The organism is Rhizobium sp. WCS2018Hpa-16 (assembly GCF_031843705.1).
Lineage (GTDB): Bacteria > Pseudomonadota > Alphaproteobacteria > Rhizobiales > Rhizobiaceae > Agrobacterium > Agrobacterium tumefaciens_C.
Genome location: NZ_JAVTIX010000002.1, coordinates 268,136 through 293,382 on the forward strand (window position 1 = coordinate 268,136; position 25,247 = coordinate 293,382).

Annotated in this window: 25 protein-coding genes; 6 read left to right on the plus strand and 19 right to left on the minus strand. The window is 58.3% G+C overall.

Features of this window, described 5'->3' with window-relative positions:
- Window positions 1-228: 228 nt before the first annotated feature.
- From guaA to dnaN, 19 genes are all read right to left on the minus strand, one after another.
- Entirely contained in the window at window positions 229-1,806 is a 1,578-nt protein-coding gene (gene guaA / locus RQI55_RS07445; protein WP_243256764.1) for a glutamine-hydrolyzing GMP synthase, read from the minus strand.
- A gap of 84 nt (window positions 1,807-1,890) precedes the next feature.
- Entirely contained in the window at window positions 1,891-2,529 is a 639-nt protein-coding gene (locus tag RQI55_RS07450) for a 5'-methylthioadenosine/S-adenosylhomocysteine nucleosidase (protein WP_243256763.1), read from the minus strand.
- Window positions 2,526-2,975 carry a PaaI family thioesterase gene (locus RQI55_RS07455; RefSeq protein ID WP_042616338.1) on the minus strand — a complete coding sequence of 150 codons (450 nt, stop codon included), beginning with the start codon at window positions 2,973-2,975 and terminating at the stop codon, window positions 2,526-2,528. The genes RQI55_RS07450 and RQI55_RS07455 overlap by 4 nt, the downstream gene beginning before the upstream one ends.
- Before the next feature lie 69 nt (window positions 2,976-3,044).
- Window positions 3,045-3,497 (minus strand): TspO/MBR family protein, encoded by a 453-nt coding sequence (locus RQI55_RS07460; protein WP_243256762.1) that lies wholly within the window; start codon window positions 3,495-3,497, stop codon window positions 3,045-3,047.
- A gap of 50 nt (window positions 3,498-3,547) precedes the next feature.
- On the minus strand, window positions 3,548-4,639 hold the full coding sequence (locus RQI55_RS07465; protein ID WP_311272445.1) for a DUF1513 domain-containing protein: 1,092 nt from the start codon (window positions 4,637-4,639) through the stop codon (window positions 3,548-3,550).
- Window positions 4,640-4,642: 3 nt separating this feature from the next.
- Window positions 4,643-5,764 (minus strand): imelysin family protein, encoded by a 1,122-nt coding sequence (locus tag RQI55_RS07470; RefSeq protein WP_409233702.1) that lies wholly within the window; start codon window positions 5,762-5,764, stop codon window positions 4,643-4,645.
- Window positions 5,764-7,263, minus strand: a complete 1,500-nt coding sequence (locus RQI55_RS07475) for a di-heme oxidoredictase family protein (RefSeq protein ID WP_243256760.1) — start codon at window positions 7,261-7,263, stop codon at window positions 5,764-5,766. The genes RQI55_RS07470 and RQI55_RS07475 overlap by 1 nt, the downstream gene beginning before the upstream one ends.
- A 143-nt stretch (window positions 7,264-7,406) precedes the next feature.
- The gene (locus RQI55_RS07480; RefSeq protein ID WP_243256759.1) at window positions 7,407-8,684 is read right to left on the minus strand and encodes an imelysin family protein; all 1,278 of its coding nucleotides are present in this window, start codon (window positions 8,682-8,684) and stop codon (window positions 7,407-7,409) included.
- Window positions 8,685-8,831: 147 nt separating this feature from the next.
- On the minus strand, window positions 8,832-10,121 hold the full coding sequence (locus tag RQI55_RS07485) for an RsmB/NOP family class I SAM-dependent RNA methyltransferase (protein WP_311272446.1): 1,290 nt from the start codon (window positions 10,119-10,121) through the stop codon (window positions 8,832-8,834).
- 86 nt (window positions 10,122-10,207) lie between these two features.
- Window positions 10,208-10,576 (minus strand): septal ring lytic transglycosylase RlpA family protein, encoded by a 369-nt coding sequence (locus RQI55_RS07490; RefSeq protein WP_155398731.1) that lies wholly within the window; start codon window positions 10,574-10,576, stop codon window positions 10,208-10,210.
- 394 nt (window positions 10,577-10,970) lie between these two features.
- Window positions 10,971-11,849: an SDR family oxidoreductase gene (locus RQI55_RS07495; protein WP_311272447.1), complete on the minus strand. Its 879-nt coding sequence runs from the start codon at window positions 11,847-11,849 to the stop codon at window positions 10,971-10,973.
- Window positions 11,850-12,965 carry a tRNA epoxyqueuosine(34) reductase QueG gene (queG, locus tag RQI55_RS07500; RefSeq protein ID WP_243257006.1) on the minus strand — a complete coding sequence of 372 codons (1,116 nt, stop codon included), beginning with the start codon at window positions 12,963-12,965 and terminating at the stop codon, window positions 11,850-11,852.
- 103 nt (window positions 12,966-13,068) lie between these two features.
- Complete coding sequence (locus RQI55_RS07505) at window positions 13,069-13,761, minus strand: glutathione S-transferase family protein (protein ID WP_042616345.1); 693 nt, start codon at window positions 13,759-13,761, stop codon at window positions 13,069-13,071.
- A 654-nt stretch (window positions 13,762-14,415) separates the two neighbouring features.
- Complete coding sequence (locus tag RQI55_RS07510; protein ID WP_311272448.1) at window positions 14,416-15,396, minus strand: complex I NDUFA9 subunit family protein; 981 nt, start codon at window positions 15,394-15,396, stop codon at window positions 14,416-14,418.
- A 118-nt stretch (window positions 15,397-15,514) separates the two neighbouring features.
- Window positions 15,515-15,802: a DUF1330 domain-containing protein gene (locus tag RQI55_RS07515; RefSeq protein ID WP_243256756.1), complete on the minus strand. Its 288-nt coding sequence runs from the start codon at window positions 15,800-15,802 to the stop codon at window positions 15,515-15,517.
- Window positions 15,803-15,814: 12 nt separating this feature from the next.
- Window positions 15,815-16,507, minus strand: coding sequence for an orotidine-5'-phosphate decarboxylase (pyrF, locus tag RQI55_RS07520; RefSeq protein WP_243256755.1), 693 nt, complete (start codon window positions 16,505-16,507; stop codon window positions 15,815-15,817).
- Window positions 16,504-17,094, minus strand: coding sequence for a histidine phosphatase family protein (locus tag RQI55_RS07525; RefSeq protein WP_243256754.1), 591 nt, complete (start codon window positions 17,092-17,094; stop codon window positions 16,504-16,506). Before RQI55_RS07525 ends, pyrF begins: the two co-directional genes overlap by 4 nt.
- Before the next feature lie 15 nt (window positions 17,095-17,109).
- Entirely contained in the window at window positions 17,110-17,703 is a 594-nt protein-coding gene (gene pmtA, locus RQI55_RS07530) for a phospholipid N-methyltransferase PmtA (RefSeq protein WP_243256753.1), read from the minus strand.
- 190 nt (window positions 17,704-17,893) lie between these two features.
- On the minus strand, window positions 17,894-19,012 hold the full coding sequence (gene dnaN / locus RQI55_RS07535; RefSeq protein ID WP_243256752.1) for a DNA polymerase III subunit beta: 1,119 nt from the start codon (window positions 19,010-19,012) through the stop codon (window positions 17,894-17,896).
- 347 nt (window positions 19,013-19,359) lie between these two features.
- Between dnaN and rsmI the strand changes: the two genes are divergently transcribed.
- From rsmI to RQI55_RS07565, 6 genes are all read left to right on the plus strand, one after another.
- Window positions 19,360-20,217: a 16S rRNA (cytidine(1402)-2'-O)-methyltransferase gene (gene rsmI / locus RQI55_RS07540; RefSeq protein ID WP_243257005.1), complete on the plus strand. Its 858-nt coding sequence runs from the start codon at window positions 19,360-19,362 to the stop codon at window positions 20,215-20,217.
- Window positions 20,207-20,569 carry a YraN family protein gene (locus RQI55_RS07545; protein ID WP_243256751.1) on the plus strand — a complete coding sequence of 121 codons (363 nt, stop codon included), beginning with the start codon at window positions 20,207-20,209 and terminating at the stop codon, window positions 20,567-20,569. Before rsmI ends, RQI55_RS07545 begins: the two co-directional genes overlap by 11 nt.
- A gap of 146 nt (window positions 20,570-20,715) precedes the next feature.
- Window positions 20,716-22,014, plus strand: a complete 1,299-nt coding sequence (locus tag RQI55_RS07550) for an extracellular solute-binding protein (RefSeq protein WP_042616353.1) — start codon at window positions 20,716-20,718, stop codon at window positions 22,012-22,014.
- 258 nt (window positions 22,015-22,272) lie between these two features.
- Window positions 22,273-23,247 carry an ABC transporter permease subunit gene (locus tag RQI55_RS07555; RefSeq protein ID WP_082249798.1) on the plus strand — a complete coding sequence of 325 codons (975 nt, stop codon included), beginning with the start codon at window positions 22,273-22,275 and terminating at the stop codon, window positions 23,245-23,247.
- Window positions 23,248-23,259: 12 nt separating this feature from the next.
- On the plus strand, window positions 23,260-24,102 hold the full coding sequence (gene ugpE / locus RQI55_RS07560; protein ID WP_042616354.1) for a sn-glycerol-3-phosphate ABC transporter permease UgpE: 843 nt from the start codon (window positions 23,260-23,262) through the stop codon (window positions 24,100-24,102).
- Between the two features lie 11 nt (window positions 24,103-24,113).
- Window positions 24,114-25,217 (plus strand): sn-glycerol-3-phosphate import ATP-binding protein UgpC, encoded by a 1,104-nt coding sequence (locus tag RQI55_RS07565; protein ID WP_192063294.1) that lies wholly within the window; start codon window positions 24,114-24,116, stop codon window positions 25,215-25,217.
- Window positions 25,218-25,247: the final 30 nt, after the last annotated feature.

The window sequence follows — 25,247 nt, forward strand, 5'->3', positions numbered from 1 at the left end:
TGATGCGCAATCGCCCGACGATAAACATGTGACACACGCGACCAACCCGTCGCATCGCAGTTCCCATCAGATGCTCAGCATCACCCAATTCCCTAGATTTTCCGCTTTCGACCGCCACAGCAAATATCGATGCTCGTCCGGCGCAACCGCACCCGCCTGACATGAAGTCAAAAAAAACCGGGCTCCGTCTTCAGACAAAACCCGGTGATATCTGGTATCAGGAGTGGATTATTCCCACTCGATCGTGCCCGGTGGCTTGCTCGTCACGTCATAGACGACGCGGTTGATGCCCTTGACTTCGTTGATGATGCGGGTTGCCGCACGTCCCAAGAAGTTCATGTCGTAGGGGTAGAAGTCTGCCGTCATGCCGTCCACGGAGGTCACGGCGCGCAGCGCGCAGACGAAGTCATAGGTGCGGTAGTCGCCCATGACGCCAACGGTCTGGACCGGCAACAGCACGGCAAAAGCCTGCCAGATCGTGTCGTAAAGACCGGCCTTGCGGATTTCGTCGAGATAGACGGCGTCTGCCTTGCGCAGAATGTCGAGTTTCTCGCGGGTCACGACGCCGGGGCAGCGGATGGCAAGACCCGGGCCGGGGAAGGGGTGGCGACCGATGAAGCTTTCGGGCAGGCCCAGTTCACGGCCAAGCGCGCGCACTTCATCCTTGAACAGTTCACGAAGCGGCTCCACCAGCTTCATGTTCATGCGCTCTGGAAGACCGCCGACATTGTGGTGGCTCTTGATGGTCACAGACGGACCGCCGGAGAAGGACACGCTTTCGATCACGTCTGGATAGAGCGTTCCCTGCGCCAGAAACGCCGGTGCGCCCTTGCCGTCGGAGGCGATCTTGGCGGCTTCGGCTTCGAATGTCTCGATGAACAGGCGACCGATGGTCTTGCGCTTCACTTCCGGGTCGGAAACGCCAGCCAGTTCCGTCAGGAACAGGTCGGAGGCATCCACATGCACCAGCGGAATGTTGTAGTGGTCGCGGAACATGCCCACAACCTGCTCGCTCTCGCCCATGCGCATCATGCCGTGGTCGACATAGATGCAGGTGAGCTGGTCGCCAATAGCTTCATGAATGAGAACGGCTGCAACGGAGGAATCCACACCGCCCGAAAGGCCGCAGATCACGCGCTCGCTGCCCACCTGCTCACGGATCTTGCGGATCATCTCGGCGCGGTAGGCCGCCATGGTCCAGTCGGATTTCAGGCCGACGATCTTGTGCACGAAGTTGGACAGAAGCTTTGCGCCATCAGGCGTGTGCATCACTTCCGGGTGGAACATGGTGGTGTAGTAGCGGCGCTCTTCATTAACGGCGATGGCAAATGGCGCGTTTTCGGATGTCGCGGCCACTTCGAAACCATGCGGCAACTGCGTTACGCGGTCGCCATGGCTCATCCAGACGGGGTAACGATTGCCCACATCCCAGAAGCCATCAAACAGCGGGCTTGCCTTCTTGATCTCGATATCGGCGCGACCGAATTCTGCCGCATGTCCGCCTTCAACCGTGCCGCCCAGCTGCGTGCACAGTGTCTGCTGGCCATAGCAGATGCCGAGGATCGGGATACCGGAATCGAACACCGCCTGCGGTGCGCGCGGGCTTCCTTCTGCCGTGACAGATGCCGGGCCGCCGGAGAAAATCACGCCCTTCGGCTTCAGCGTCTCAAACGCATCGGCTGCGTTCTGGAACGGATGGATTTCACAGTAAACTCCGGCCTCGCGAACACGGCGCGCAATAAGCTGCGTCACCTGGCTGCCGAAATCGATGATGAGGATGCTGTCGGGATGGGCTATCTGGGTCATGGCGAGCCTTTAAAGAAATACGGTGCTTTAGGCAACCCGTGATATGGCTTGAAAAGCCAGAAATTGCGCCATCAGGCAAGTGGTTCAGAGCGAAATGCTGCCATCTTCCACGGCGCGGCAGAGCCTGTCCACCGCTTGCGCCAGCTTCTCGTCGATCACATGCAGATAGGCGGTCCAGTCGGAAATATGCTGCACATCCGCCTTGCCATCCGATATGCCACGCAGACCGATCAGCGCAACATCGAAACGCTGGCAGGCCCGCAACATCGCAAATGTCTCCATCTCCACCATATCGGCGTCGATAGTGTCATAGGCGGCACCCGAGACGACATTCGCGCCCGTGGAAAGTCGGGCGCCAGCGATGCCTGGAATTTGCAAGGGTAGCGAAATTTCGGCAGGCAGATCGAGAAACGGCGTGCGGCCTTTCTCAAAGCCGAAGGCAGACGCATCCATATCCCGGTAGGATACGGAGGTGGCCTGATAGACCTCAGCCTGCTCCAGTGTGCGAGATCCCGCCGAACCGAGGGAGACGACGAGGTCGGGCAGGGCATGGTCAGCAGCCAGCTTCGCCAGCGCCGAAGCCAGCGAAACGGCAGCTTCCACCGGGCCAACACCCGTCATCAAGGGTTTGAAGCGGGCTTTCAGGTGAGGTCCATATTCGGCATCCGCTGCCATGACGAACAACAGCCGCTTGCCCGCCACGTCTACAATCTCAAAACTCATTCTTCAAAACCTTCCCGTCCCTTCATCACCATCATTGTGCCGGTCATGGAGGCGATCAGCTTGGCGGGGCCGTCCGAGAGTGCATAGGCGCGGCCATCGGCCACAATGATGTTGCTGCCGGGCTTGGTAATTTCACCGCGAAACAGAAACCGCTCGCCCCGGCCTGGAGACATGAGGTTGACCTTGAATTCGATTGTCAGCAAGGAGGCATCGGGTTCGATGATGGTGTAGGCGGCATAGGTGCAGGCTGTATCAAGGGCAGCGGCAATCACACCGGCATGCAAAATGCCGTGCTGCTGCGTCAGCTTGCGGTGAAATGGCAGTTCGATTTCCACCAGCCGGTGCTCAATGCGCGAAATCTCGGCCTTGATAGCCTGAACGACGCCCTGGCGCGCGAAGCTCTTTTCTATCCGCTGGCGAAAATCGCCGGGATCGATGAAATCCATTCCCCTGCCTCTCCTTGTCTTTGTCAAAACATGGCGTGTGACAGACCGCAAGGCAAGGGCGTGAGACGGTTAATTCAGATAAACGATGCTGGCGTTCAAAAGCGTGGCAAAGGCCACCCACGCCGCATAGGGCACGAAAAGCCACATGGAAAGCCGGTCCCGCGTCGCCGTCATGATGATGAAGGCGATGACGCAGATCAGCATGGGTACGATGAGGATGAGCGCGCCAACGGGGCTTTCCATGGTGAAGAAGATTGGCGACCACATGAAGTTGAGCAGCATCTGGCTGCCCCACAGCTGCATCCGCCCGCCCATGCGGCTTTTCAGCCATGTGCGTGCACCGGCAATGCCGATCATCACGTAGAGAGCGGTCCACACCGGCCCGAAGATCCAGTTGGGTGGATTGAAGAAGGGCTTGTTCAGGGTTTGATACCACGCGCCCGGAACATTGTTCATGCCAATGAACGCACCAATGGCAACGAGGGCAACGATGAAAGCGATGTAGACGAGGGGCTTCTTCATGGACCATGAAATGCACAGAAAATGCTTTGGTTCCAGTGCCGGTAGCCAATTTAGCCGGCAAGCCTCACGATATGCTGATCCCAGGCCACAGGGCTCGTCGCCGTGCCGAAATGTCCGTCATAGGACGATGTTACAACGCCATGTGGCGCCGCCGCCACGCCCGCCGCTTCACTCAACGTGGCTTCGCGCAAAACCTTGCCGGTCTTCTCATCTAACGTCACCACCACATTGCCGTTGGGCGATGTCACGCCGATGACGCCATCTCGTCTGTTGACTGCGATGGCGCCGACGTAATTCGCCAGCCGTGTCGTCGTCTCCTCCGGCAGGTCGATGAAATTGAGGTCGTCGCCCTTGGAGAAATGCCCGATCAGCGGTGGCAGCGTGTTGCGCGGGCCTTCATACTGGCAGGCAAACCAGATGCGCCCGTCGCGGCCCAGATCCACATGGCGGGTGGAAAGCTGGCTTAGGTTCTTGGCAAGGCCATGTTTCTGTATCAGTCGCCCCGTTGCCGCATCCAGCAGCACCAGCGAGGGCTCCATGGTGTCGATATTGAGTTTGGTGCGCCCGAAATCCGGATGGGTCTCGATGCCACCATTGGCGATGATGATCATCTTGCCATCGTCGCTGACGGTCATGTCATGGGTGCCGATGCCCCGCGCACTGTATTCGCCGATGCGTCGAAAGCCGTCCCGCGCATCGTAGAGACCGATCACGCCGCGATTCTGATCGAAGTCATTCTCGCTGGCGTAAAGAATGGAGCCGTCAGGCGAGAACTGTCCGTGGCCATAGAAATGCCGGTTCTCAGGCGTGTGCATGACGATGGGCTCGCGCTTTCGGGCCGGATCAAACGCCATGAAAAACGTGCCGGGTCTGCGCGCAAAGGCAACCGTCATCCCGGTTACGTGGCTGGTTGCCATGCCGTGCGCGCGGGCTGGCAATGGCATGCCCTCAACGATCTCTCCGGCTTCAGTCACCGTCGCAACCCCGTAGGAGCCATCGCGGGCACGGAAAGCCGAGGCAAAAACCGCATCCGCTCGCTCAAGCGCATAGAGGGACCGCGGCGCAAGGCCAGCCAGAAATGGCACGCCTGCCGCCTTGATGAAGCTGCGCCGGTCAATCAGCAGCCGTTTGTCGCGAGCCACTGTTCAGTCTCCGTCCGAAAAGGAAAAGCCGGAGCTGAGCCCTATGGCGCCACCATACTGGTCGTTGATGCGGTAGATCATATCCTTGCCATTCAGCAGCATATAATCGACCTTTGCGCGCTCCTTGTCGTCGGCAAGTGCCTTTTCCACGTCAGGCTCGATTGTGCCTGCAACACGGACCATGGACTTGGCGATGAAATCGATGGAGCCGATGATGGAACGCTGATCCGGCGGCAAAAGATCGCTCATCTGCGCCGTGTGCATCAAGCGCTGCACGGCAGCAATATTGGTGCCAATGCTCATCCATGTCAGGCCAGAGCGCAAATAGATCGCGGTGCGCGGAAATTTCGCATTGTCAGGCCCCTTGTAAAAGGTCTCGATGCGCTTGTCGCGAATGTCTTCGGAGGCGTGCACCAGAATGCCGAGCAGCGCCACCAGCGCTTCACGTTCATCGCGAAATACCGGATTGTCCGGCCCCGGCTCCTTCCAGTGTCTCGCCGTGTCATCAGGTGCATTCCACAGGTCGGAAAGCTCAACGCCAATATTGGCAATGTTACCAGCAATGGCTGCGCCATATCGGCAGCGAAAGCTGTTCTTCTGCTTTAGCGCGTCATCTGCACCGGTGCCGTAGAGCACATATTCCAGCGCACCGAACCCTTGGGCCGCAACGCTCTTGCCTCGCAAGCCTTGTGGCGTGGTCACGCTTTCGTCTTTATCGACAAGATATTTCTGGACCTGCTTGAGGCCAAGGCCTTTCTTGTCGGGATAATAAAGCACACGCTCAAAACGGTTCTGTTCGATCACGGGGCCAACCCGCACGATCTCGATGGCAGACCATGCGCCCGCCGCCTCGGCATAGCCCGCTTTCGCAGCGCTCACCGTGTCCGCTGAAGGGGCAGCACACAGCGCCTGCATCTTGCCTTCCAGCGCCTTGGCACGGTCGCGGAAACCATCATAGCCGGGGCGGATGAAACCATCGACCGCCCTAGTCATCACCGAGCGTATCTTGACCGGATCCAGCGGCGGCGGTGGCATCAGTTCCACATCCTGCGCCAATGCCGTGCCGAAGCTCAGCAGAAAGGCAAGCGGCAGAAGCATGTGGGATGGTCGCATCGCTATTGTCATCAAAGGGACTCCAGAAAACTCAGCAAAGCCTGCCGGTCAGGCTTTTGCAAGGCAGCAAAGGCGTCACGCGCCTTTTGCGCCTCTCCACCATGCCATAAAATCGCTTCGGACAGGCTGCGCGCCCGCCCGTCATGCAGGTAGAAGCCATTACCATTCACGGCTTGCGTGAGGCCGATGCCCCACAGCGGTTGCGTGCGCCATTCGCTTCCGCTTGCCTCACCCACCTGCTGCCCGTCGCTGAGACCCTCGCCCATGTCGTGCAGCAGAAAATCCGAATAGGGCCAGATCAGTTGGAAAGAGTGCAGCGGGTCTGCGGCATCGCGCTTCGTCACGAATTTCGGCGTGTGACAGGCGGCGCATCCGGCCTGGTAAAACTGCTGCTTGCCTTGCAGCACTGCCGGATCATCCACGTCGCGACGCGCAGGCACAGCCAGATTTTCCGTATAGAACGTCATCAGGTCGAGCACGGGTGAGGGCGCTTCCACATCGCCCAGCCGTTTCTGCACACCCGTCGGCAGGGCCAGACAGTCCGTCTGCCTTTGCGTGCAATCACCAAAGGCATTGGGCACATCCGGAGAGGATATGCCGATATCATGCGATAGCGCATTGGCGGCCTGATCGCGCACGCTGGCATTCTGCGCTTTCCAGCCGAAGCGCCCGAGCTTCACCGCCCCGCTGCGGTGGTCGCGCACCCATGCGGGTCTGCCTGATACCTCTCCACCGGGTCTGGCGCCCGCCAGAATATCCCCATCCGCAATGGCTTCGATCAACCCCAGACCAAGGGTCGGCTGGGCGATGCGGGGCGAAAGCGTCGTGTCATCACCAAGCGGCCCGTAATTCAGCCGGGATATGGCGTAGGAAGGTTTGCGCAGCGCAACGACCTCGCCACCGGCCAGCGTCACGCTCTGCTCAGTGTAGGTCACGGACAGTTTTCCTTCAGCCTTCAAGCCCGGAACAGCCTGGTTCTGAAGCTGGCCGCCATAGGTCGCATCGGGAAAGTTCACAACCGCATGGCTGCGAATTGCGGCCCTCTCGTCGTCTGTGCGGGCAGGGCGTGCAAGCCGCAGAAACATCGAAACGGCATCTTCGCCGCCCACAGGCGGACGCCCGCGACCATCCTTGATGTGGCAGGTCTGGCAGGAGCGCGCATTGTAAAGCGGCCCCAGCCCGTCAGAGGCCTGTGTGGAGGATGGCGAGGAGACCCAAAGCTTCTGAAACAGCGCATTGCCCAGCTTGAAATCCTGCCCACGCTCAAAGCCCATATTGGCTGAAGGTTGCGAGAACGGGTCTGTCGTTGCCGTCGTCGTAGCAGCCCCGGCAGACATAGCCTCGAAGGGTTCTGCTTTGGAAAAATCGCTAGTAGGCTGCGTGACCTGTCGCACGCGCTGCAAGTCTTCAGAGGAAATGTCGGCGCGTGGCACGTCTTCGGCAAAGGCGATGCCGCCCGCGGTCAAAGCAAGCAGCACGCCGGAGCGGCAAAGCCAACGCGCCGATCTCATGACAGGCAACCGGCAGGCCGCGCCTGAGCCGTATCAGCTCTGTGATACCGACATGTGAGAGATTGCGCTCTTCGCAAAATGGTCCGCCTGCAACGCTTTTGAATAGGAGGCCGCGTGTCATCCACGCGGCCTCATGATCGGGTCTATTTGAAGACGGCGTTCGGGCTGTCAAGGCTGTCTGAGCCTTCCAGCTGGATCTTGCCGAGATCAAGCGCAGCAATGACGCGCTCGATGGTCTTGGTCTGGTCCAGAAGCCCGTCAATGGCAGCCTGCACCACGGCGTTGCCATCCTTGTTGCCTTCGCCGATCATCTGGTCGTAGGCTTCAACGGTCTGGCCGCGCTTTTCCATGGCGTGCATGGCATCCAGCGTCTTGTTGAGCTTCGCCTGCATTTCGGCGTCCAGCGTCTTGTCGCTTGCGGCAACCAGCTGCGAGAGCGAAGGGCCGGTGAGCTTTGTGCCATCAACGCGGGTATACTCACCCGTATAGGCCGAGGCGATGCCGATCGCGTCGTTCAGATGCGAGTTGTAGGTGTTGTCGGAAAAGCAATCATGCTCTTCTTCAGGATCGTGCAGCAGAAGGCCAAGCTTCATGCGTTCGCCCGCCAGTTCGCCGTAAGAGAGCGAGCCCATGCCGGTGAGGATGGCTGTGAGGCCCTGTTTCGGGTCGGCCTCGACGGCTTTCGCCGCCTCGCCGCCCGGTGCCCAGTTGTCAGCCATTTCCTTGAGGTCGGCAACCAGCAACGTGGATGCTGCCTTGAGGTATTCGGCGCGGCGGTCGCAATGGCCGCCGGTGCAGTTCTTCACGTCATAATCGGTATAGGGGCGGTTGCCAGCACCTGCGCCGGTGCCGTTCAGATCCTGACCCCAGAGCAGAAACTCGATGGCGTGGTAACCGGTGGTCACATTGGCTTCCACTTCACCCGCCTCCGCAAGGCTGCGGATCAGCTCAGGCGTGATCTTGGAGGCATCCACCTCTTCGCCACCAACCTTGAGCTTGGTATTGGCAATGATGTTGGCGGTGTAGAGCTCGTTCTCGTCGCTTTCAGTGCCGTAGGAGCCGTCGACATAGTCGATCAGGCCTTCGTCCAGCGGCCAGGCGTTGACCTTGCCTTCCCACTCGTCAACGATCGGGTTGCCGAAGCGGTAGACTTCCGTCTGCTGGTAAGGCACGCGGGACTTGATCCATGCCTCGCGGGCAGCCTTCAGATTGGCTTCGCTGGGGCTTGCGATCAGCGCGTCGATGGCCTTGTCCAGCGTCTGCGCTGTCAGCAGCGAGTCCTGATATTTGGCGTAGCCCAGTTCCGCATAATGCTTGACCACGGCGGCCGTGTCGGTCTCGGCCCGGGCTGGAATTGCGCTGAATGTCGCGGAAGCGGCCAGAAGTGCCAGGCTGGCACCCAAAATGGATTTGCGGAACATTATCTCTCCTCATCCAGCCCACTCGTAACGAGGCTGTGATGGCGAGTTCTGAACCAATCACAAACTTGTGTCAAATATTCTAGTTTAGAAATGTTCCAAGGGTGACATGCCAGCTGCGCCAGCATGTCAGGCCATTTTGGATGAATATCAGGCCGTGCGCTTCATCGCGCAGAAGAAAAAGCCGTCCGTATCAGTGGTGGCCGGGGTCAGCGTCACAGTCTCTCCGTCGGAAGAATGCGGCTTGATGGTGTCTGCACCGAAAATGCTGGTCCAGCGGTCAAGTCCGGAGCGGATGGAGAATTCAGGGTTTTCCGCGCAGAAGCGACGCACTTGGCGCTCGTTTTCTTCCGGCAGAACAGAGCATGTCACATAAACCAGCTCACCACCGGGACGCACGAACATCTTGGCCTGATCCAGCGCCTGAACCTGCTGTTCAACGCGCTCTTCCAGATTGCGCTGCGTCAGCCGCCATTTGGTGTCGGGGCGGCGGCGCCATGTGCCGGTGCCGGTGCAGGGAGCATCAACCAGCACACGGTCGAATTTGCCCTGGTAACGTTCAAGATTTTCGGCCCGGTCATGCACCTGCACATTGCGGGTGCCAGCGCGTTTCAGGCGCTCGATGATGGGTGCCAGCCGTTTGCGGTCCGCATCGAAAGCGTGAACCTGGCCCTTATTGTTCATGGTTGCAGCCATGGCCAGCGTCTTGCCACCACCGCCTGCGCAATAATCGAGGATCTGTTCGCCTTCCTGAGCACCGGCAAGATCGGCAACGATCTGCGAACCCTCATCCTGAACCTCGAACCAGCCCTTCTGGAAGGATAGCTCGGCGGTCACGTTGGGTAGCCGCGATGGGCCTTCACCGGCGGCAATACGCACGCCGTGGCGGGCAATGCGCGTGGCCTGTGCCTTGGCATCTTCCAGCGCCTTGATAACCTTGGTGCGGGATGCCTTGAGCGTATTGGCGCGAAGGTCAAGTGTCGGACGCAGGTTCAGTGCCTGCGCCTCGCGCAGCCAGTTCTCGCCAAAGGTCGCCTCGAAGGAAGCCTGCACCCAGTCGGGAATATCGCCCTGCACGTGGGCAGGTGCATCGGTCAGAGAGCGGGATGCAAAAGCAGATGCCGCGGCATCCGACAGGGGCTCCGGTGCAAACTTGTCGCCGTCGAATTCGGCGGCCAGTTGCTCGACGGATTGTCCCCATTGGCGCAGCATCACGGCGTAACCCTGCGCATTCGCGCTATCGTCGTCCATCACCCATGCGTGGGAGAGTTTCATGCGCAAGGCGTCATAGACGATGTTGCCAATCGCTGCCCTGTCGCCGGAACCAGCGAAACGGTGCGCCAGTCCCCAGTCCTTCAGTGCATCGGCCACCGGGCGCCTGCGCGCTTCGATATCCGCCAACACTTCGATCGCCCCGGCCAAACGCCCGCCCAAACGCATAATCTACCTCACACACAAATTCGTCCGGGTAGGTAGACGTGAATAGTGGCGAGGGCAAGCCTTCGCGCAGATTTCACTAAAGAACCTTACTTGGCCGCGATGATCTCGTAGCAAACCTTGGCCGTGCCGGAGCTGACCATGCCGATGTCCTTGGCCGCTGCCTTGGAAAGATCAAGCACACGTCCCTTGATGAATGGGCCGCGATCATTGATGCGCACCACAACAGCCTTGCCGTTGCGGGCATTGGTGACCTTGACCTTGGTGCCGAAGCGCAGCGAGCGATGGGCAGCCGTCAGGTTGGAAGGGTTCATCCGTTCGCCTGAAGCAGTCTTCGAGGTCAAGGCATACCAGGATGCGCCCCCGCAACCGGTACCGGCATTGGCTTGTAGTGGAGTCATGATGGAACAGACGGCTATAGTTGCAGCCGCGATAGTCATGCGTCGAATATTCGTCAAACTGTGCTTCCCTGACACTCGGCCCCGCGCCGATGAACTTAAGGCTCATTCAATTGATGGAGTGTAGAGCGTGGGAAAAATGGCGAAAAATGGCCGAGGTCTAATCACGAAGTATTACAGTCTGTAACATTCGTGATCATACAGCTGACCTGCAATTTGGATAGCTTTCGATGATTCCGCAAAAAATTCATTTGGAATCAAAGAGCAACGAAAATCCATTGCGTGAAGCGCCGAACAGGAGTCGGATCACGAAATCCCTGTGAAATAATTTTCCAATGCATGAAAAATTAAGCCAAATTGCACTTTAACAAATGGTTAATTAGGCGCAATTGTGATTAAAACATTCCCCAAAAGGGCCTTTGGATGGATTTTTCACCGCATCCAATATGAACATTTATTCATCTCGCCAGATGCCCGCATTCCACATCTCACGCAAGGATTGACGATAGTCAGGATGGGAAAAATCGAAACCGAGGGCCTTGAGCTTGCGGTTGGAGACCCGTTTGTTCTCGCCATAAAAGGAGCGGGCCATCTCGGTCAGTTGCGCGGTCTCGAAAGACTGCTCTTCAGGCGGCTCTATACCCATCAGTCCGGCGGCGAATGTAACCACATCCTGCGGCGGGGCAGGTTCGTCGTCTGTCACGTTGAAAATGCCGTTGGCCTTCTGCTCGATCAGAAACGCTGTGGCCGCGCCGATATCTTCAACGCGAATACGGTTGAAGACCTGATCCTTCTTCACCAGCCGTCGCGCTGTGCCTTTTTCGAGATTGATAAGCCCGTTGCGTCCCGGCCCGTAAATGCCGGAAAGACGCAGTACACATAGCTTGACGTCAGTCTGCTTGCAGGCCTCGCCCCAGGCATTCTCGGCATGCACCCGCTCTTTTGAGCGCACCGAAACGGGCCGACAGAGCGTGTCCTCATCCACCCAGGCGCCATCATGGTTGCCATAGACGCCGACAGTCGAGAGATAAGCGCACCATTGCAAATTCGGCATCAGGCTTTTCAGGCCGCCCTCGCTCAGCCGTAGCAAAGGATCGCCGAATGTGCTGGGCGCAATGGACTGCACAAGATGCGTTACTGATAGCAGCTCGGCGCGCAACTCATCACTGATGGTCTCGCCGGTGAAGATATAAGGTGCGATGGCGTGGCACTGCAGCGTGGAAAGTTTGCCCTCGCTGCGCGTCGTGCCGGAAATGCGGTCCATGTCTGTCTGGAGTGCTCTGGCGATAGCTTTGCCGGAATATCCGGCCCCGAAAATCATCAGATGCGACATTTACACTCCTGCGGTCATCCACTCGTTCAGCACGTCCGAATCGTCCTCGGGTGCACGGGCGCAAGCGTAGGCATTGAAGCTCTGCCTGTCCATCAATCTTGATAGCGCCCACACCGCCATGCCGCGCACGTCTGGTGAGTCGTCCTGACTAAGTATCTGGCACCGTTCAATAAATGCAGTATCGCCAGAATTGCCTGCGGCAATCAGAACATTGCGAATGAAGCGGTTGCGACCGATGCGCTTGACCGGAGATCCGCTGAAAAAGGCGCGAAATTGCGCGTCATCCAGCGTCAGCAAAAAGGCGATTTCAGGCTCCTTCAGGTCGTCCCTAGCCTGCAATTTCATCTCGGATGCACTGGCGGCAAACTTGTTCCACGGGCAGGCCGCAAGGCAATCATCGCAGCCGTAAATGCGGTTGCCGATCAAGGGCCTCAGCGCATGGGGAATAGTCCCCTTGTGCTCGATGGTCAGGTAGGAAATGCAGCGCCGCGCATCCAGCTTGTAGGGTGCAGGAAAGGCATCCGTCGGGCAGGCGTCCAGACAGGCCCGGCACGATCCGCAATGGTCGCGCTCCGCCTCATCCAGACAGAGCTCGGCCGTTGTGAACATACTGCCCAGAAACAGCCAGGAACCATGGCTGCGGCTCACGAGGTTCGTATGCTTGCCCTGCCAGCCAAGACCTGCTGCCGCAGCCAGCGGTTTTTCCATCACAGGCGCGGTATCAACAAAGACCTTCACGTCCTCTCCCGCCCTTGCAGCAAAGCGTGTGGCAATCTCTTTCAGCCGTCCTTTGATAAGGTCATGATAATCGCGGTTGCGCGCATAGACCGATATGGCCGCCTTGTCCGGTTTTGAGAGAATGCCACGCGGGTCTTCGTCAGGGCCGTAATTCATGCCGAACATGACCACGGACCGTACCTCGCTCCACAGCGTTTTCGGGCTGGCGCGCCGTGCTTCCGTCTCTTCCATCCAGCCCATCGTGCCGTGGTAGCCGTTGTCGATGAATTCCCGCAATCGCTCAGGCGCCAACGGAATGCTGTCGGCAGAGGTGACGCGACAGAGATCAAAGCCAAGCGAGGTCGCTTCAGCGCGGATGAAATCCGTCAGCTTCGCCATCCGCGCTTGCTGCTTCTGCAATGCCGTGTCGATGGCTGTTCTCCCGATGCTGGTGGCAGACATCCCGTCTGTCGCAGCATACTATCATAAGCTGTCGGCGCGCTTAAAAATCCAGATCCGCATAATGGGAGGATGGCGCAAGACGCGGCACACGTTCACCCAGAAGCGGGCGGAAGGATGGGCGGGATTTGACGCGCTGATACCATTCCTTGGCAATCGGCGCTTCCAGCCAGTTGATCTCGCCGAGGTAGTCGAGAATCGAGATCGAGGCACCTGCGGCAAGATCCGCGTAGCTCAGCCGGTCGCCCGCCAGCCATGTGCGCGAACCCGCCAGCCATTCCAGATATTTCATGTGCTGATGCACGTTGGCACGTGCGGTGCGCAACAGCTTGCTGTCTGGTGGGCCGCCGCCCTGCGCGGTAGACATTTGCAACTTGTAGGCACGCTCGCGCACCAGTGGGCGGGTGACGTCCGTTTCCATCTTCTGCAGAAACCACTCGGTCAAACGACGAATTTCTGCGCGCTGAAAGGGGTCTTCGGCCAGCAGTCGCTTGTCCCTTTTCAAGACACCATGCGTTTCGTCCAGAAACTCCGCCAGAACATAGGGCCCGCAAAGCGAGCGCATATTGTCATCCAGATAGACCGGCAATGTGCCCGCCGGGTTGAGCGCCAGAAACTCCCGCCGCTTTTCCCAGGGTTGTTCTTCGACCAGATCGACCTGAAATCCGTATTCGGTCAGGATCAGCCGGACGAAACGGGACGCAGTCGACATGGGAGAATGAAAAAGGGTTGGCATCGGTACTCAAACATTTGGTGAAAGGAGGGGTGTGTCTTTTATCGCCAGACAGCGGACGTGATCGCCTGTGCAGAAACTATAAGTTCAGCTTTTTTAAGACAAGTTTAACGAGATGACGATTGTCCCGGCGCATAACGGCTTAAAAGGGCGTTTTTCATGAAAAAAGCGCCGTCGATTGAGCCGATGGCGCTTTTTGAAAAATCAGAGCAAGGCGCTCTGCTTGCGATTGATCAGTTCGCCGAGATGGAGCTCGTCGTGCATGGGTCGACGCCGTAAGCTGGTGAACAGCCTGACTTGTTGGCTGCGACAGTACCTGGAGCCATAAACGAACCTGCCAGAACAACCAAAGCCGCACACGCAAAAAAGAGTGCGATAGACTTGCCCATTTTTATTTAGCCTTTCAGACGATGAACGTGAGGACGCGAAGCGTTGCACGGTGATTATTATGTTCTGGATGTGTGTAGGATGTGGCGTGTAGCAATAAAGGAGCTTACTGAATACGGGGTTAATGCGAACTCTTGTCCACAGTTGCCCTTGTGCCACGCTTGTGCCGCTGAAACTCTGATCAAGATGTGCCCCCACATGCAAAGGACAGCGAACTAGTCGCTGCCCGTTATCGTGAGAACGCACGGATGTGCGTTTGGTTGCACTGCCTCAGGCAGCTTTTCCTGCATTGCTGAACTGTCCGTTGGTACGGTAGCTCACCATATAGGTCGGCAGGATCGAAGACACGCGCACGGGCGTCATGCCGATACCTTCCAGCGTCAGGCCGGCCTTTTCGGCCTCTGCAGAAACGACGTTGTCATCTCTCAGCATCGTGACCTGATCTGCCGTCAATGGCGGCGTGATCAGCGGCACCATAGAAGCGATCTTGCCGATCAGCGTCGCGATGCCGAATGGCAGGTTCACCAGCGGGCGCTGGCGGTAGGTCGCGGCCAGAACCGCCTCAAGACAGGCACGGAATGTCATGACATCCTGTCCGCCAAGCTCGTAGGTCGCGCCGGGCTTCAGTGCGCCGTCAACGCTGCGGGCGACGACTTCTGCAACATCTTCCACATAGACGGGCTGGAACTTGGTGTGGCCACCGCCGATCAGCGGCAGGAACGGCATGCTCTGCGCCATGCCCGCGAACTTGTTGAAGAAATCGTCTTCCGGTCCAAACACGATGGATGGGCGAAGAATGATGGCGTCTGGCAGAGCAGTACGGATCGCGGCTTCTGCGCGGCCCTTGGTGCGGGCGTAACCGACGGTCGAATTGGAATTTGCGCCAATCGCGGAAATATGGGTCAGCGTCGCACCGGCATTTCTGGCAGCTTCCGCCACAGCGCGTGCGCCGAATTCCTGCACGGCGTCGAATGTGTTGCGTCCGTTTTCAAACAGAATGCCGACGCAGTTGACCACATGGTCTGCACCCTCGACGGCCTTGTTGATGGACTCCTTGTAGCGCAGGTTGGCCTGCGCGAAGGAAATCTGTCCGACATTGCCCTGCGGCTGCAAAAAGCCCGCCAGATCGGGGCGGCGTACGGCGACGCGAATGCGGTATCCGCGCTTGGCCAGAGTGCGCACCACATGCCGTCCGACAAAGCCCGAACCGCCGAAAACGGTGACGAGAGGGGGAAGGTTGGCCAAAGGCATGGGAAGCTCCTGCGAAGCGTTGAATCTAGGCGTTTCCGTCTCTTAGCTCAAAGCCGATGCAACGGGAAGAGAGAACAGCGACCAGACATGATGAGAGTGAACGTATACTTGATAATGATCAGGCGCCGTCGAGAATCATCAACTCAGCATCGGCCACTTCCTGGCGGATCTTGAGCGCCTGCTGGTATTCATCGCTGTTGTAGCAATCCAGCGCATGCTGCATCGATGGAAACTCGATGACGACATTGCGCGCCCGGCCCTTGCCCTCAAGCTGGTTGACCACACCGCCACGCGCCAGAAAATTCGCGCCGAAACGCTCGAAGGCGGGCTTGGCTGTCGAAATGTAATCCTTGTAGCGTTCAGCATCGCGCACATCCACCTGTGCAATCCAGTAACCCTTGGCCATGATGTCTTCCTTTCAGATTGCCTTGGACATTTCGTCCATGATAGCGCGTGCCGCAGCCTTGGGGTCTGCAGCCTTGACGATGGGGCGGGCAACCACGAGATGGCTGGACCCGGCCTTGATCGCATCAAACGGTGTCACCACACGCTTCTGGTCGCCAGCGTCAGAACCCGCGGGGCGAATGCCGGGTGTCACGACCGCCATGTCGGTGCCCACGATCTCGCGCACGGCAGCAGATTCCTCGGCTGAGCAGACAATGCCGCCCATGCCCGCATCCCGCGCCTGCGCTGCCCGCTTCATCACTAGCGACCGCGCATCGCCCTGATATCCCGCTTCGATCAGATCGGCATCGTCCATGGAGGTCAGAACGGTCACGCCCAGCAGCGTCAGGTCAGAGCCCTGCGCTGCCTTCACCGCAGCCCGCATCGCCTTGGGGTAGGCATGCAGCGTCAGCATCGACATGCCCATCTTGGCGATGTTTTCCACGCCCGATGCCACCGTGTTGTCGATGTCGAGAAGCTTCATGTCGAGGAAGATCTTCTTGCCGCTTGCGGCCAGTTCCTTGGCGAACTCAAGCCCGCCCGCAAAGGCCAGTTGATGGCCGATCTTGTAGAACAATACGTCGTCGCCCAATGCGTTGACGATTTTTTCGGCTTCGGCCACGGTTGGAAGATCAAGCCCGACAATCAGGCGCTCGCGTGCGGTCATAATGTCATCCCCTTCCACTGTTCCATTGGCGTCCAGTCGCATGTGAGACTGCGGTCTGCAAGACTAAAACAGAAGATATTGCCACCACCGGGTGGCTGGTCGCCGCGACGGCTGATGGTGCCATGCGCAAGGTGCGATTTCAGCAGCGTTCCGACCGCGCCGTGGCCGATGAATGCGATGGGAGCAGCGGGATCGTGGCTGGCGAGAACGGCCTCGATGGTGCCGACGATCCGCGCCTGCGCGTCAGCTGCCGTCTCCCAGCCCTTGTAGCTTGCCTGCGGGTGGGCAAAGAACCAGTCTGCGGCGCGTTCGAACTCATCGGGCGGAAGAAACCCGGTGGCGCTTCGGTCGTTCTCATGCATGTTGGCTGCTGTCTCGACCTCGATACCGGAGGCGCGCGCGAAAATCCGTGCCGTTTCAATGGCCTTTTTCTCGCTGCTCGAAACGATGCGCCGCAACGCCTCTGCCCAGGGAGAGGCGGCAGCCCTGCGAACGCGCTGCGCACCGAGGTCGGACAGTCCCCAATCAGGCACTGGCACGTTCGCATCGATCCTGACCTGCGGGTGGGTAATATAAAGCGCGTACATGCCCAAGACGCTAACTCAGGCGCGGGTATAGGTCCACAGCTGGGCAGGTGGAATGTTGCGCACCACGAAGTCGAAATGGCGGATGTGGTAGAGATGCGGCTGGGCAACGATGGGCGAAACCGGACCGTAGGAAATCTGGATCACCGGGCGACCGTGCGGCACACGGTTCAGCAGGTCATCCAGAAGGCGGATGCGCTCGGCCATGGGGAAGTTCAGCATCGGCACGGCTGAAATCACGCAGTCGAACATCTGGTCTTTCTGCGCGGCCAAGGTCGCATTCAGATCGAAGGCGTCGCCATTGATGAAATTCACGCCCGGATAGCTGCGCAGCAGTTGCTGATAGAAATCCGTGGAATATTCGATGGCCGTCACGTTTTCCGGCTTCACGCCCCGGCCCAGAATGGCCTTGGTGATGCAGCCGGTTCCCGGCCCAAGCTCCAGCACGGGCAGGCCGGATTGCGGGGTGATGACGCTGGCCATGCGCCGTGCGGTCACGCCTGACGTCGGAACAATGGCGCCAACCTTCTTTGGCTGATTGACCATTCCCTTGAAGAAACGGATTTCCTCTTCGAATTTTCTGCCGAAGCGCTGCTTAAGGCTCAGTCCCATCCGGTCCCCCTTAGGATTATTTTGTGCCAACATTTGTGGAAACTGTGGCGATATGTTGTCTCTCTGTCGTAAAGACAATGAAAAATGTCGCAATAGGAAAATCTTAACGAAAGATGAAAATTCTGCAAACAAAAACGCCGGCGAAGGGGATTCGCCGGCGTTTCCGAAGTCCTGTTGATCGGTGAAGATGCTAGACGCGCATCGGCATCAGCACGTAAAGCGCGTCATCGCCTGCGGTATCGCGCACAAGCGTCGGCGATCCGGCATCGGCCAGAAGGAAGATCGCGTCTTCGCCGGAAAGCTGGGCGGTAATATCCAGCAGATATTTGGCGTTGAAGCCGATTTCCATGCCTTCATGCTCGTAGCCAACGGCAACTTCTTCCGTCGCACTGCCAGAATCCGGGTTGTTGACGGTCAGCGTTAGCTGTCCCTCGGTAATCGCAAGCTTCACAGCGCGGCCGCGCTCGGATGAAATGGTCGATACGCGGTCCACGGCCTTGGCAAAGGACTGGCAATCAACGCGCATTTCCTTGTCGTTGCCGGTCGGGATCACGCGCTGATAATCCGGGAAGGTGCCGTCGATCAGTTTGGATGTCAGAACGATATCGCCAATCGCAATGCGGATCTTGGCGTCGGAAACCTCGACGGTCACTTCCAGCTCGGGATTGTCCACCAGCTTCTGCAACTCGCCAACCGTCTTGCGCGGAATGATGATGCCCGGCATGCCTTCGGAACCGGAAGGCGCGTTCACATCGGCGCGGGCCAGACGGTGGCCATCGGTTGCCACGGCGCGCAGCTTCAGGTCATTGCCGCTTTCAATCGTGTGGAAGAAAATGCCGTTTAGATAATAACGTGTCTCTTCGGTCGAAATCGCAAATTGCGTGCGGTCGATCAGCATTCTCAGGTCCGATGCCTTCAGCTTGAAGACATGGCTGAAGGTTCCGGCGGTCAGATCCGGGAAATCGGTCTCCGGCAGGCACTGCAGAGAGAATTTGGAGCGCCCAGACGCCACCGTCATGGTCGAGCCATCAGGGTTGGTCGCCAGAAGCACCTCGGAACCGTCAGGCAGCTTGCGCACGATTTCATAGAGAAGATGCGCAGGCACCGTGGTCGAGCCGGCCTGTTCCACCATCGCAGGTGTCGCCTCGGTAATTTCGAGATCAAGGTCGGTCGCCTTCATGTCCAGCTTGGCGTCGGAGGCGCGCAGCAGCACGTTGGACAGGATCGGGATCGTGTTACGCCGTTCCACCACGCGGTGCACGTGGTTCAGCGATTTCAGAAGGTTCGACCGCTCGAGGGTAATACGCATGAAGACTTCCGCTTTCAACCGATGCGATCCTGAAGGGGAGGGATCGCCAAGATAGTGTCTCCGGCATTGTGGCCGGATAATGTGGACGGGCAAAATGGCAGAGTTATCGAGGAAAATGCAAGGGGCCAAGCTCAGTCATTGCTGCCTTTTCCACGCTATACATTCCCTTGGATGGCTTGAGCCTCCAGAACGGCCTTGTTCATGGGCCTCGTCTTGCCCATAAAGGCAGGGAATTGAGACATGACGGGAATGACGCAGTGACAGATGAACCCTTGAGCGACCAGACCACCGATGACGCAGACGGCCCAGACGGTAATGGACGCGGTTTCAAACTCGGCGGCTTCACCGTGCCAGCGCGCCCCATCGAGGCAGCTCTCTACCTCGTCGCAACCCCCATTGGCAATCTGGGCGATATCACCGTGCGGGCGCTGGAAACATTGGCCTCTGCCGATGTGCTGGCCTGCGAAGATACCCGCGTCACCCGCGTCCTCCTGGATCGTTACGGCATTCGCAACCGTCCCTATTCCTATCATGAGCACAATGCCGAAGAGGCTGGCCCCAAACTCATTGCAGCGCTGGATGCCGGAAAATCGGTCGCCCTTGTCTCGGATGCCGGAACGCCGCTGGTGTCGGACCCTGGCTATCGGCTGGGCCAGATGGCCATCGAGGCGGGCCACCGCGTCGTGCCCATTCCCGGTGCGTCCGCGCCTCTCGCCGCGCTCGTCGGCTCCGGCCTGCCGAGCGATGCCTTCATGTTTGCGGGCTTCCTGCCGGTCAAGGACAAGGGCAAGCGCGACCGCTTCTCGGAACTGTCGAAGATACCAGCGACCATGATGTTCTTTGAATCCCCGCACCGCATCTGCGCCACCATCAAGGTTGCATCCGAAGTGCTGGGCCCCAACCGCCGCGCTGTCGTGTGCCGGGAACTGACCAAGACCTTCGAGGAATTCCGCCGCGGCACGCTGGGTGAACTTGCCGAGTTCTATAATGATGACCGCATCGTCAAGGGCGAGATCGTGCTGCTCATCGAGCCACCGTCCTACAATGAAATTCCCGATATGGAAGATGTGGAAAAGCTGCTGAAAGACCTCGTCTCCACCATGCCCGCCGCAAAGGCCGCCGCCGAAGCCTCCAAACTTACCGGCCTGCCACGCAAGGAGCTTTATCAGCGCATTCTGGACCTGAAGGACAGCGATGGCGCGTGAGGCAACTGCCAAGCGCCGCGCCTACAGGCGCGGCCATATCGCCGAATATTGGGCGGCACTCTATCTCATGCTGAAAGGCTATCGCATTCTGGCGCTGCGCTACCGCACGGCGTCAGGCGAAATCGATCTCATCGCCCGTAAAAAGGATGTCGTTGCCTTTATCGAGGTCAAGGCCCGCGCGACCGAATCCGGCGCTGTCGATGCCGTGAGCTACACTGCACAACAGCGCATCCGCGCCGCTGCCGATATCTGGCTCTCGCGCCGGAAGGATGCCGCACACCTGTCCATGCGGTTTGATATCGTGGCCGTCATGCCGCGCCGCATACCAAAACATTTCATCCATGCGTTTTAATAGGCACACGCAGCGGGTGAAGCGCGAAAAGTCGTCCGCTTGATTAGGTTGCGCTGTAATAAATCTGCCATGAAACTGTAAAAACCCCGTCACGGAACGGGCCTATTCGCATCCTCAACCCAACAAGGGCGGTAGAGGACGAAACTATGATCAAGAAATTTTCCATGGCCGCAATGGCCATCACGTTTTCGGCAACGTCTTCCATGGCGGCAACCAACATCACCTGGTGGCATGGCATGGGTGGCCGCAATGGCGAAGTCATCAACGAAGTTTCCCAGAAGTTCAACGCTGCCCAGAGCGCCTGCGCGCTGACGCCAGTGTCCAAGGGCACCTATGAAGAAGCCCTGGCCAGCGGCATCGCTGCCTTCCGTTCCGGCGAACAGCCAAACATCCTTCAGGTTTTTGATGCCGGTGCCGCCACCATCATCAATGCCAAGGGCGCTGTTATTCCTGCCGAAGACATCATCACCAAGGCCGGTTACAAGTTTGACCGCGAAGCCTTCATTCCCGGCGTTCGCAGCTTCTTTGCCGCCGCTGATGGCAAGTTCGTCGGCATGCCCTTCAACTCGTCCGCTCCTATCATGTATTTCAACACCGAAGCCCTGAAAAAGGCTGGCGTTGAAGCACCAAAGACCTGGGAAGAATTTGAAGCAGCAGCACCAAAGCTGAAAGAAGCCGGCTTCATTCCGCTCGTTCAGACCCAGCTCACATGGGAATTCACCGAGAACTTCTTCTCGCGCAACAACCTGCAGTTCGCCACCAACAACAATGGTTATGACAGCGTTGTCGATACCAAGCTGAAGGTCACAGACCCGAACCTCGTCATGATGTTCGACAAGCTGAAGTCCTGGAAGGATCAGGGTTACTTCGCCTATTACGGCGCTGGCTGGAACGATAACCAGAAGCCATTCGAAGAAAACAAGGTTGCGCTGTGGATCGGTTCTTCCGGCTCCTTCGGGGGCCTGCAGAAGACAGCACAGATGCCGTTCTCTGCAACCTTCCTGCCATACTGGGGCTCCATCAAGGGTGCAGGCACCAACTCCTTCATCGGCGGCGCTGCCCTGTTTGCCATGTCCGGCAAGTCGGAAGCAGAAAACAAGTGCGTTGCTGACTTCTTCCAGTTCCTGACCTCGCCAGAACTTCAGAAGTTCTACCACCAGGCAACCGGTTATGTCGCCATCACGAAGGCAGCTTACGAGCTGACCAAGAAGGAAGGCTACTACGAGAAGCAGCCTGTTGCCGAAGTTGGCATCAAGCAGCTTTCTCTCCCAGGCGGCGAATGGTCCAAGGGCTACCGCCTCGGCTTCTACCCACAGATCCGCTCGATCATGGAGCGCGAATATGGCCGCATCTTCTCTGGCGAAGTTCAGCCAAAGGAAGCCATGCAGATCATCGAAAAGGAAGGCAACGAGCTTCTGGCCCGTTTCGCCAAGACCGCTGGCTGATCAGCTTTAGCCTTAAACCAAATGGACCTCCCTTTTTCAAAAGGGGAGGTCTGTTGGCTGTCTGCAAACTTCGCTCAACCCTCCACGTCATCCTCGGGCTTGTCCCGAGGATCTAACGAACCACAACATCGAACGTGGTCAGATCCTCGGGACAAGCCCGAGGATGACGTGGAGGAGAGCGCAAAGCCTGTCCTTAATCCCTGGTTCTTCCTTCATTCCAGAAGCGTCGATCCAAAACACACATAAAGGTTTACGCGCGTGGCCTATACGACTTCACAACCGCGTCCCGTGCGGACCCTGCCGGGCATCCTTGCCAAGGCAAAAAAACCTGCGAAAGCCGCTCAATCGACAGAAAAGCGGGTGCAGTTCTCGTCATCCTATTTGCCCTATCTGTTGATCGCGCCGCAGCTGATCGTCATTTTCGTGTTCTTCTACTGGCCATCGGTGCAAGCCGTTCAGTCCTCGTTTTATATTGAAGACCCTTTCGGCTTCGGCTCGACCTTTGTCGGCTTTTCAAATTATTCCGATGCTTTGCTGAGCACCGAATACTTCAACATCGCCAAGTTCACCGTCGTGTTCACAGTGCTTGTCACGGTCTTTTCTCTCGCGCTCGGCCTGTTGCTGGCGGTCAAGGCAGATGCGGTCATCCGGGGTGCTTCGGCCTACAAGACCATGCTGATTTCGGTCTATGCCATCGCCCCGCCGGTTGCGGGCCTCATCGGCATGATGTTTTTCGATCAGCATATCGGCCCCTTCGTCAAGATTGCCGCCACGCTTGGCTGGCACATGCAGGTGGGCGTCAATTATTTCGATACCGCTTTTGCCATGGTCTTCGTGTCGGTCTGGAAGCAGATCCCCTATAATTTCATCTTCTTCCTGTCTGGCCTGCAAAGCGTTCCCGTTTCGGTGCGCGAAGCCGCCTTCATCGATTGCCGCTCCGGTTTTCGCCGGTTCTGGACCGTCATCATGCCGTTGCTGGCCCCCACGGCCTTCTTCCTGCTCATCATCAACATCACCTACGCGCTGTTTGATACCTTCGCCGTCATCGACGTGATGGTGAAGGACAAGGCGGCAAACAACCCCATTACCCTTGTCTACAAGGTGTTTCTGGATGGCTTCCGCGGCAACGATATTGGCGGCTCATCGGCGCAATCGGTCATTCTCATGATCGTGGTTTTTGTGCTGACGGTGCTGCAATTCCGCTTCCTCGAAAAACGCATCCATTACGGTTGAGGATTACACACTATGTACAAGACCAAACCCCTCGACCATCTGATCCTCATCATCGGTTCGCTGCTCTTGATGTTGCCGGTCGTCGTCGCCTTCATGACGTCGACCCACACGGCGGCAGAGATCCACATGAATGGTCTGACCCTTCTGCCGGGCGATAATTTCGTCGGCACCTATGAGAAGGTTCTGACCCAGAAGGGCGGCTTCACCGGTCAGGTTACCGGCCTCAACATGGTCATCAACTCGCTGATCCTCGGCGTCGGCTTTGCCGTCGGCAAGATCGCGCTGTCGATGTTCGCCGCCTATGCCATCGTCTATTTCCGGCTGCGTTTCGCGACCTTCGCCTTCTGGATCATCTTCACCACGCTGCTCCTGCCGCTCGAAGTGCGCATCATGCCGTCCTATGAGGTCATGAGCAAACTGGGCCTTTTGAACTCCTATACCGGCCTCATCGTGCCCCTTCTGGCATCGGCCACAGGCACGTTCTACTTCCGCCAGTTCTTCAAGGCGGTGCCGGATGAAATTCTGGAGGCGGCGCGCATTGATGGCGCGGGCCCCGTCAAGTTCTTCATCGATATTCTCCTGCCCCTGTCGCGCACCATGATGGCCGCCATCTTCATCATCATGTTCGTCTATGGATGGAACCAGTACCTCTGGCCCATGCTCATGACCAATGATGAAAGCTTCTTCACCATCATGCGCGGCATCAAATCGATCCTCCAGGTCTGGGTCGGTTCGCAAATCCCCGATTACAACGAAGCTTTCGCGCTTGCCATTCTGGCCCTGCTGCCGCCCGTGCTGATCGTCGTCATCTTCCAGAGCTGGTTCATCAAGGGCCTCACCGAAAGCGACAAATAAAGGATACTGATATGGCCGAGATCGAAATCACTCAGGTCTGCAAGGATTACGCCAACGGCATGCGCGCCGTGCATGATGTGGATATCTCCATCAGGGATGGCGAGTTCATCGTGCTCGTTGGCCCGTCGGGCTGTGGCAAGTCCACCCTGTTGCGCATGGTCGCGGGTCTGGAAGAAATTTCCGATGGCACCGTCAGCATCGGAAACCGCGTCGTCAATGATGTGGAGCCCGCCGATCGCGACATCGCCATGGTGTTCCAGAACTATGCGCTTTATCCGCATATGTCGGTGCGCCAGAACCTGGAATATGGCCTGAAGAACCGCAAGACGCCGAAGGCAGAAATCGATGCGCGCGTGGCAGAAGCCGCCCGCATGCTGGAGCTTCAGCCCTATCTGGATCGCAAGCCACGGGCACTGTCGGGTGGTCAGCGCCAGCGCGTGGCCATGGGCCGCGCCATTGTGCGCAAGCCCGCCGCCTTCCTGTTCGATGAGCCGCTGTCCAACCTCGATGCGAAGCTGCGCGTGTCCATGCGCGGCGAGATCAAGCGCCTCCAACGCCGCCTCGGCACCACTTCCATCTATGTCACCCATGACCAGCTGGAAGCCATGACGCTGGCAGACCGCCTCGTGGTGCTGAATGCCGGTCGGATCGAGCAGATCGGCGCGCCGCTGGAGGTCTACCACAAGCCAGCCTCGACCTTTGTCGCCAGCTTCATCGGCTCTCCCGCCATGAACCTTCTATCCGCCGAACTGCATGGAGATCGGCTGGCCATCGGCCCAACGGTTCTGTCGCTCAACGGCTATGCCCCGGCCTCAGGCCCTGTCACGGTCGGCATCCGCGCCGAAGACCTGCGTTTCGTGCATGGCCCGGAGCAGGGCATGCCGTTCCGTGTCGAATATATCGAAGAGCTCGGCTCGCAGCGCCTCATCCACGGAATGCTGGGCGATCAGGCGCTGACCGTTGCCTGCGCATCGGAAACCGAAATCCCTCAGGAATTGTCGCTTTCCGTTGCATTGGAAAAGCTGCATTTCTTCGATAGGGAAACTGGCAAGCGTATCGAAGGTGCCGCACATAGCGCACACCATCAGGCACCGGAGTTTGCTAGCGCCCATTGATCGCCCAAAAGTGATCTTCCGTTAAATTTG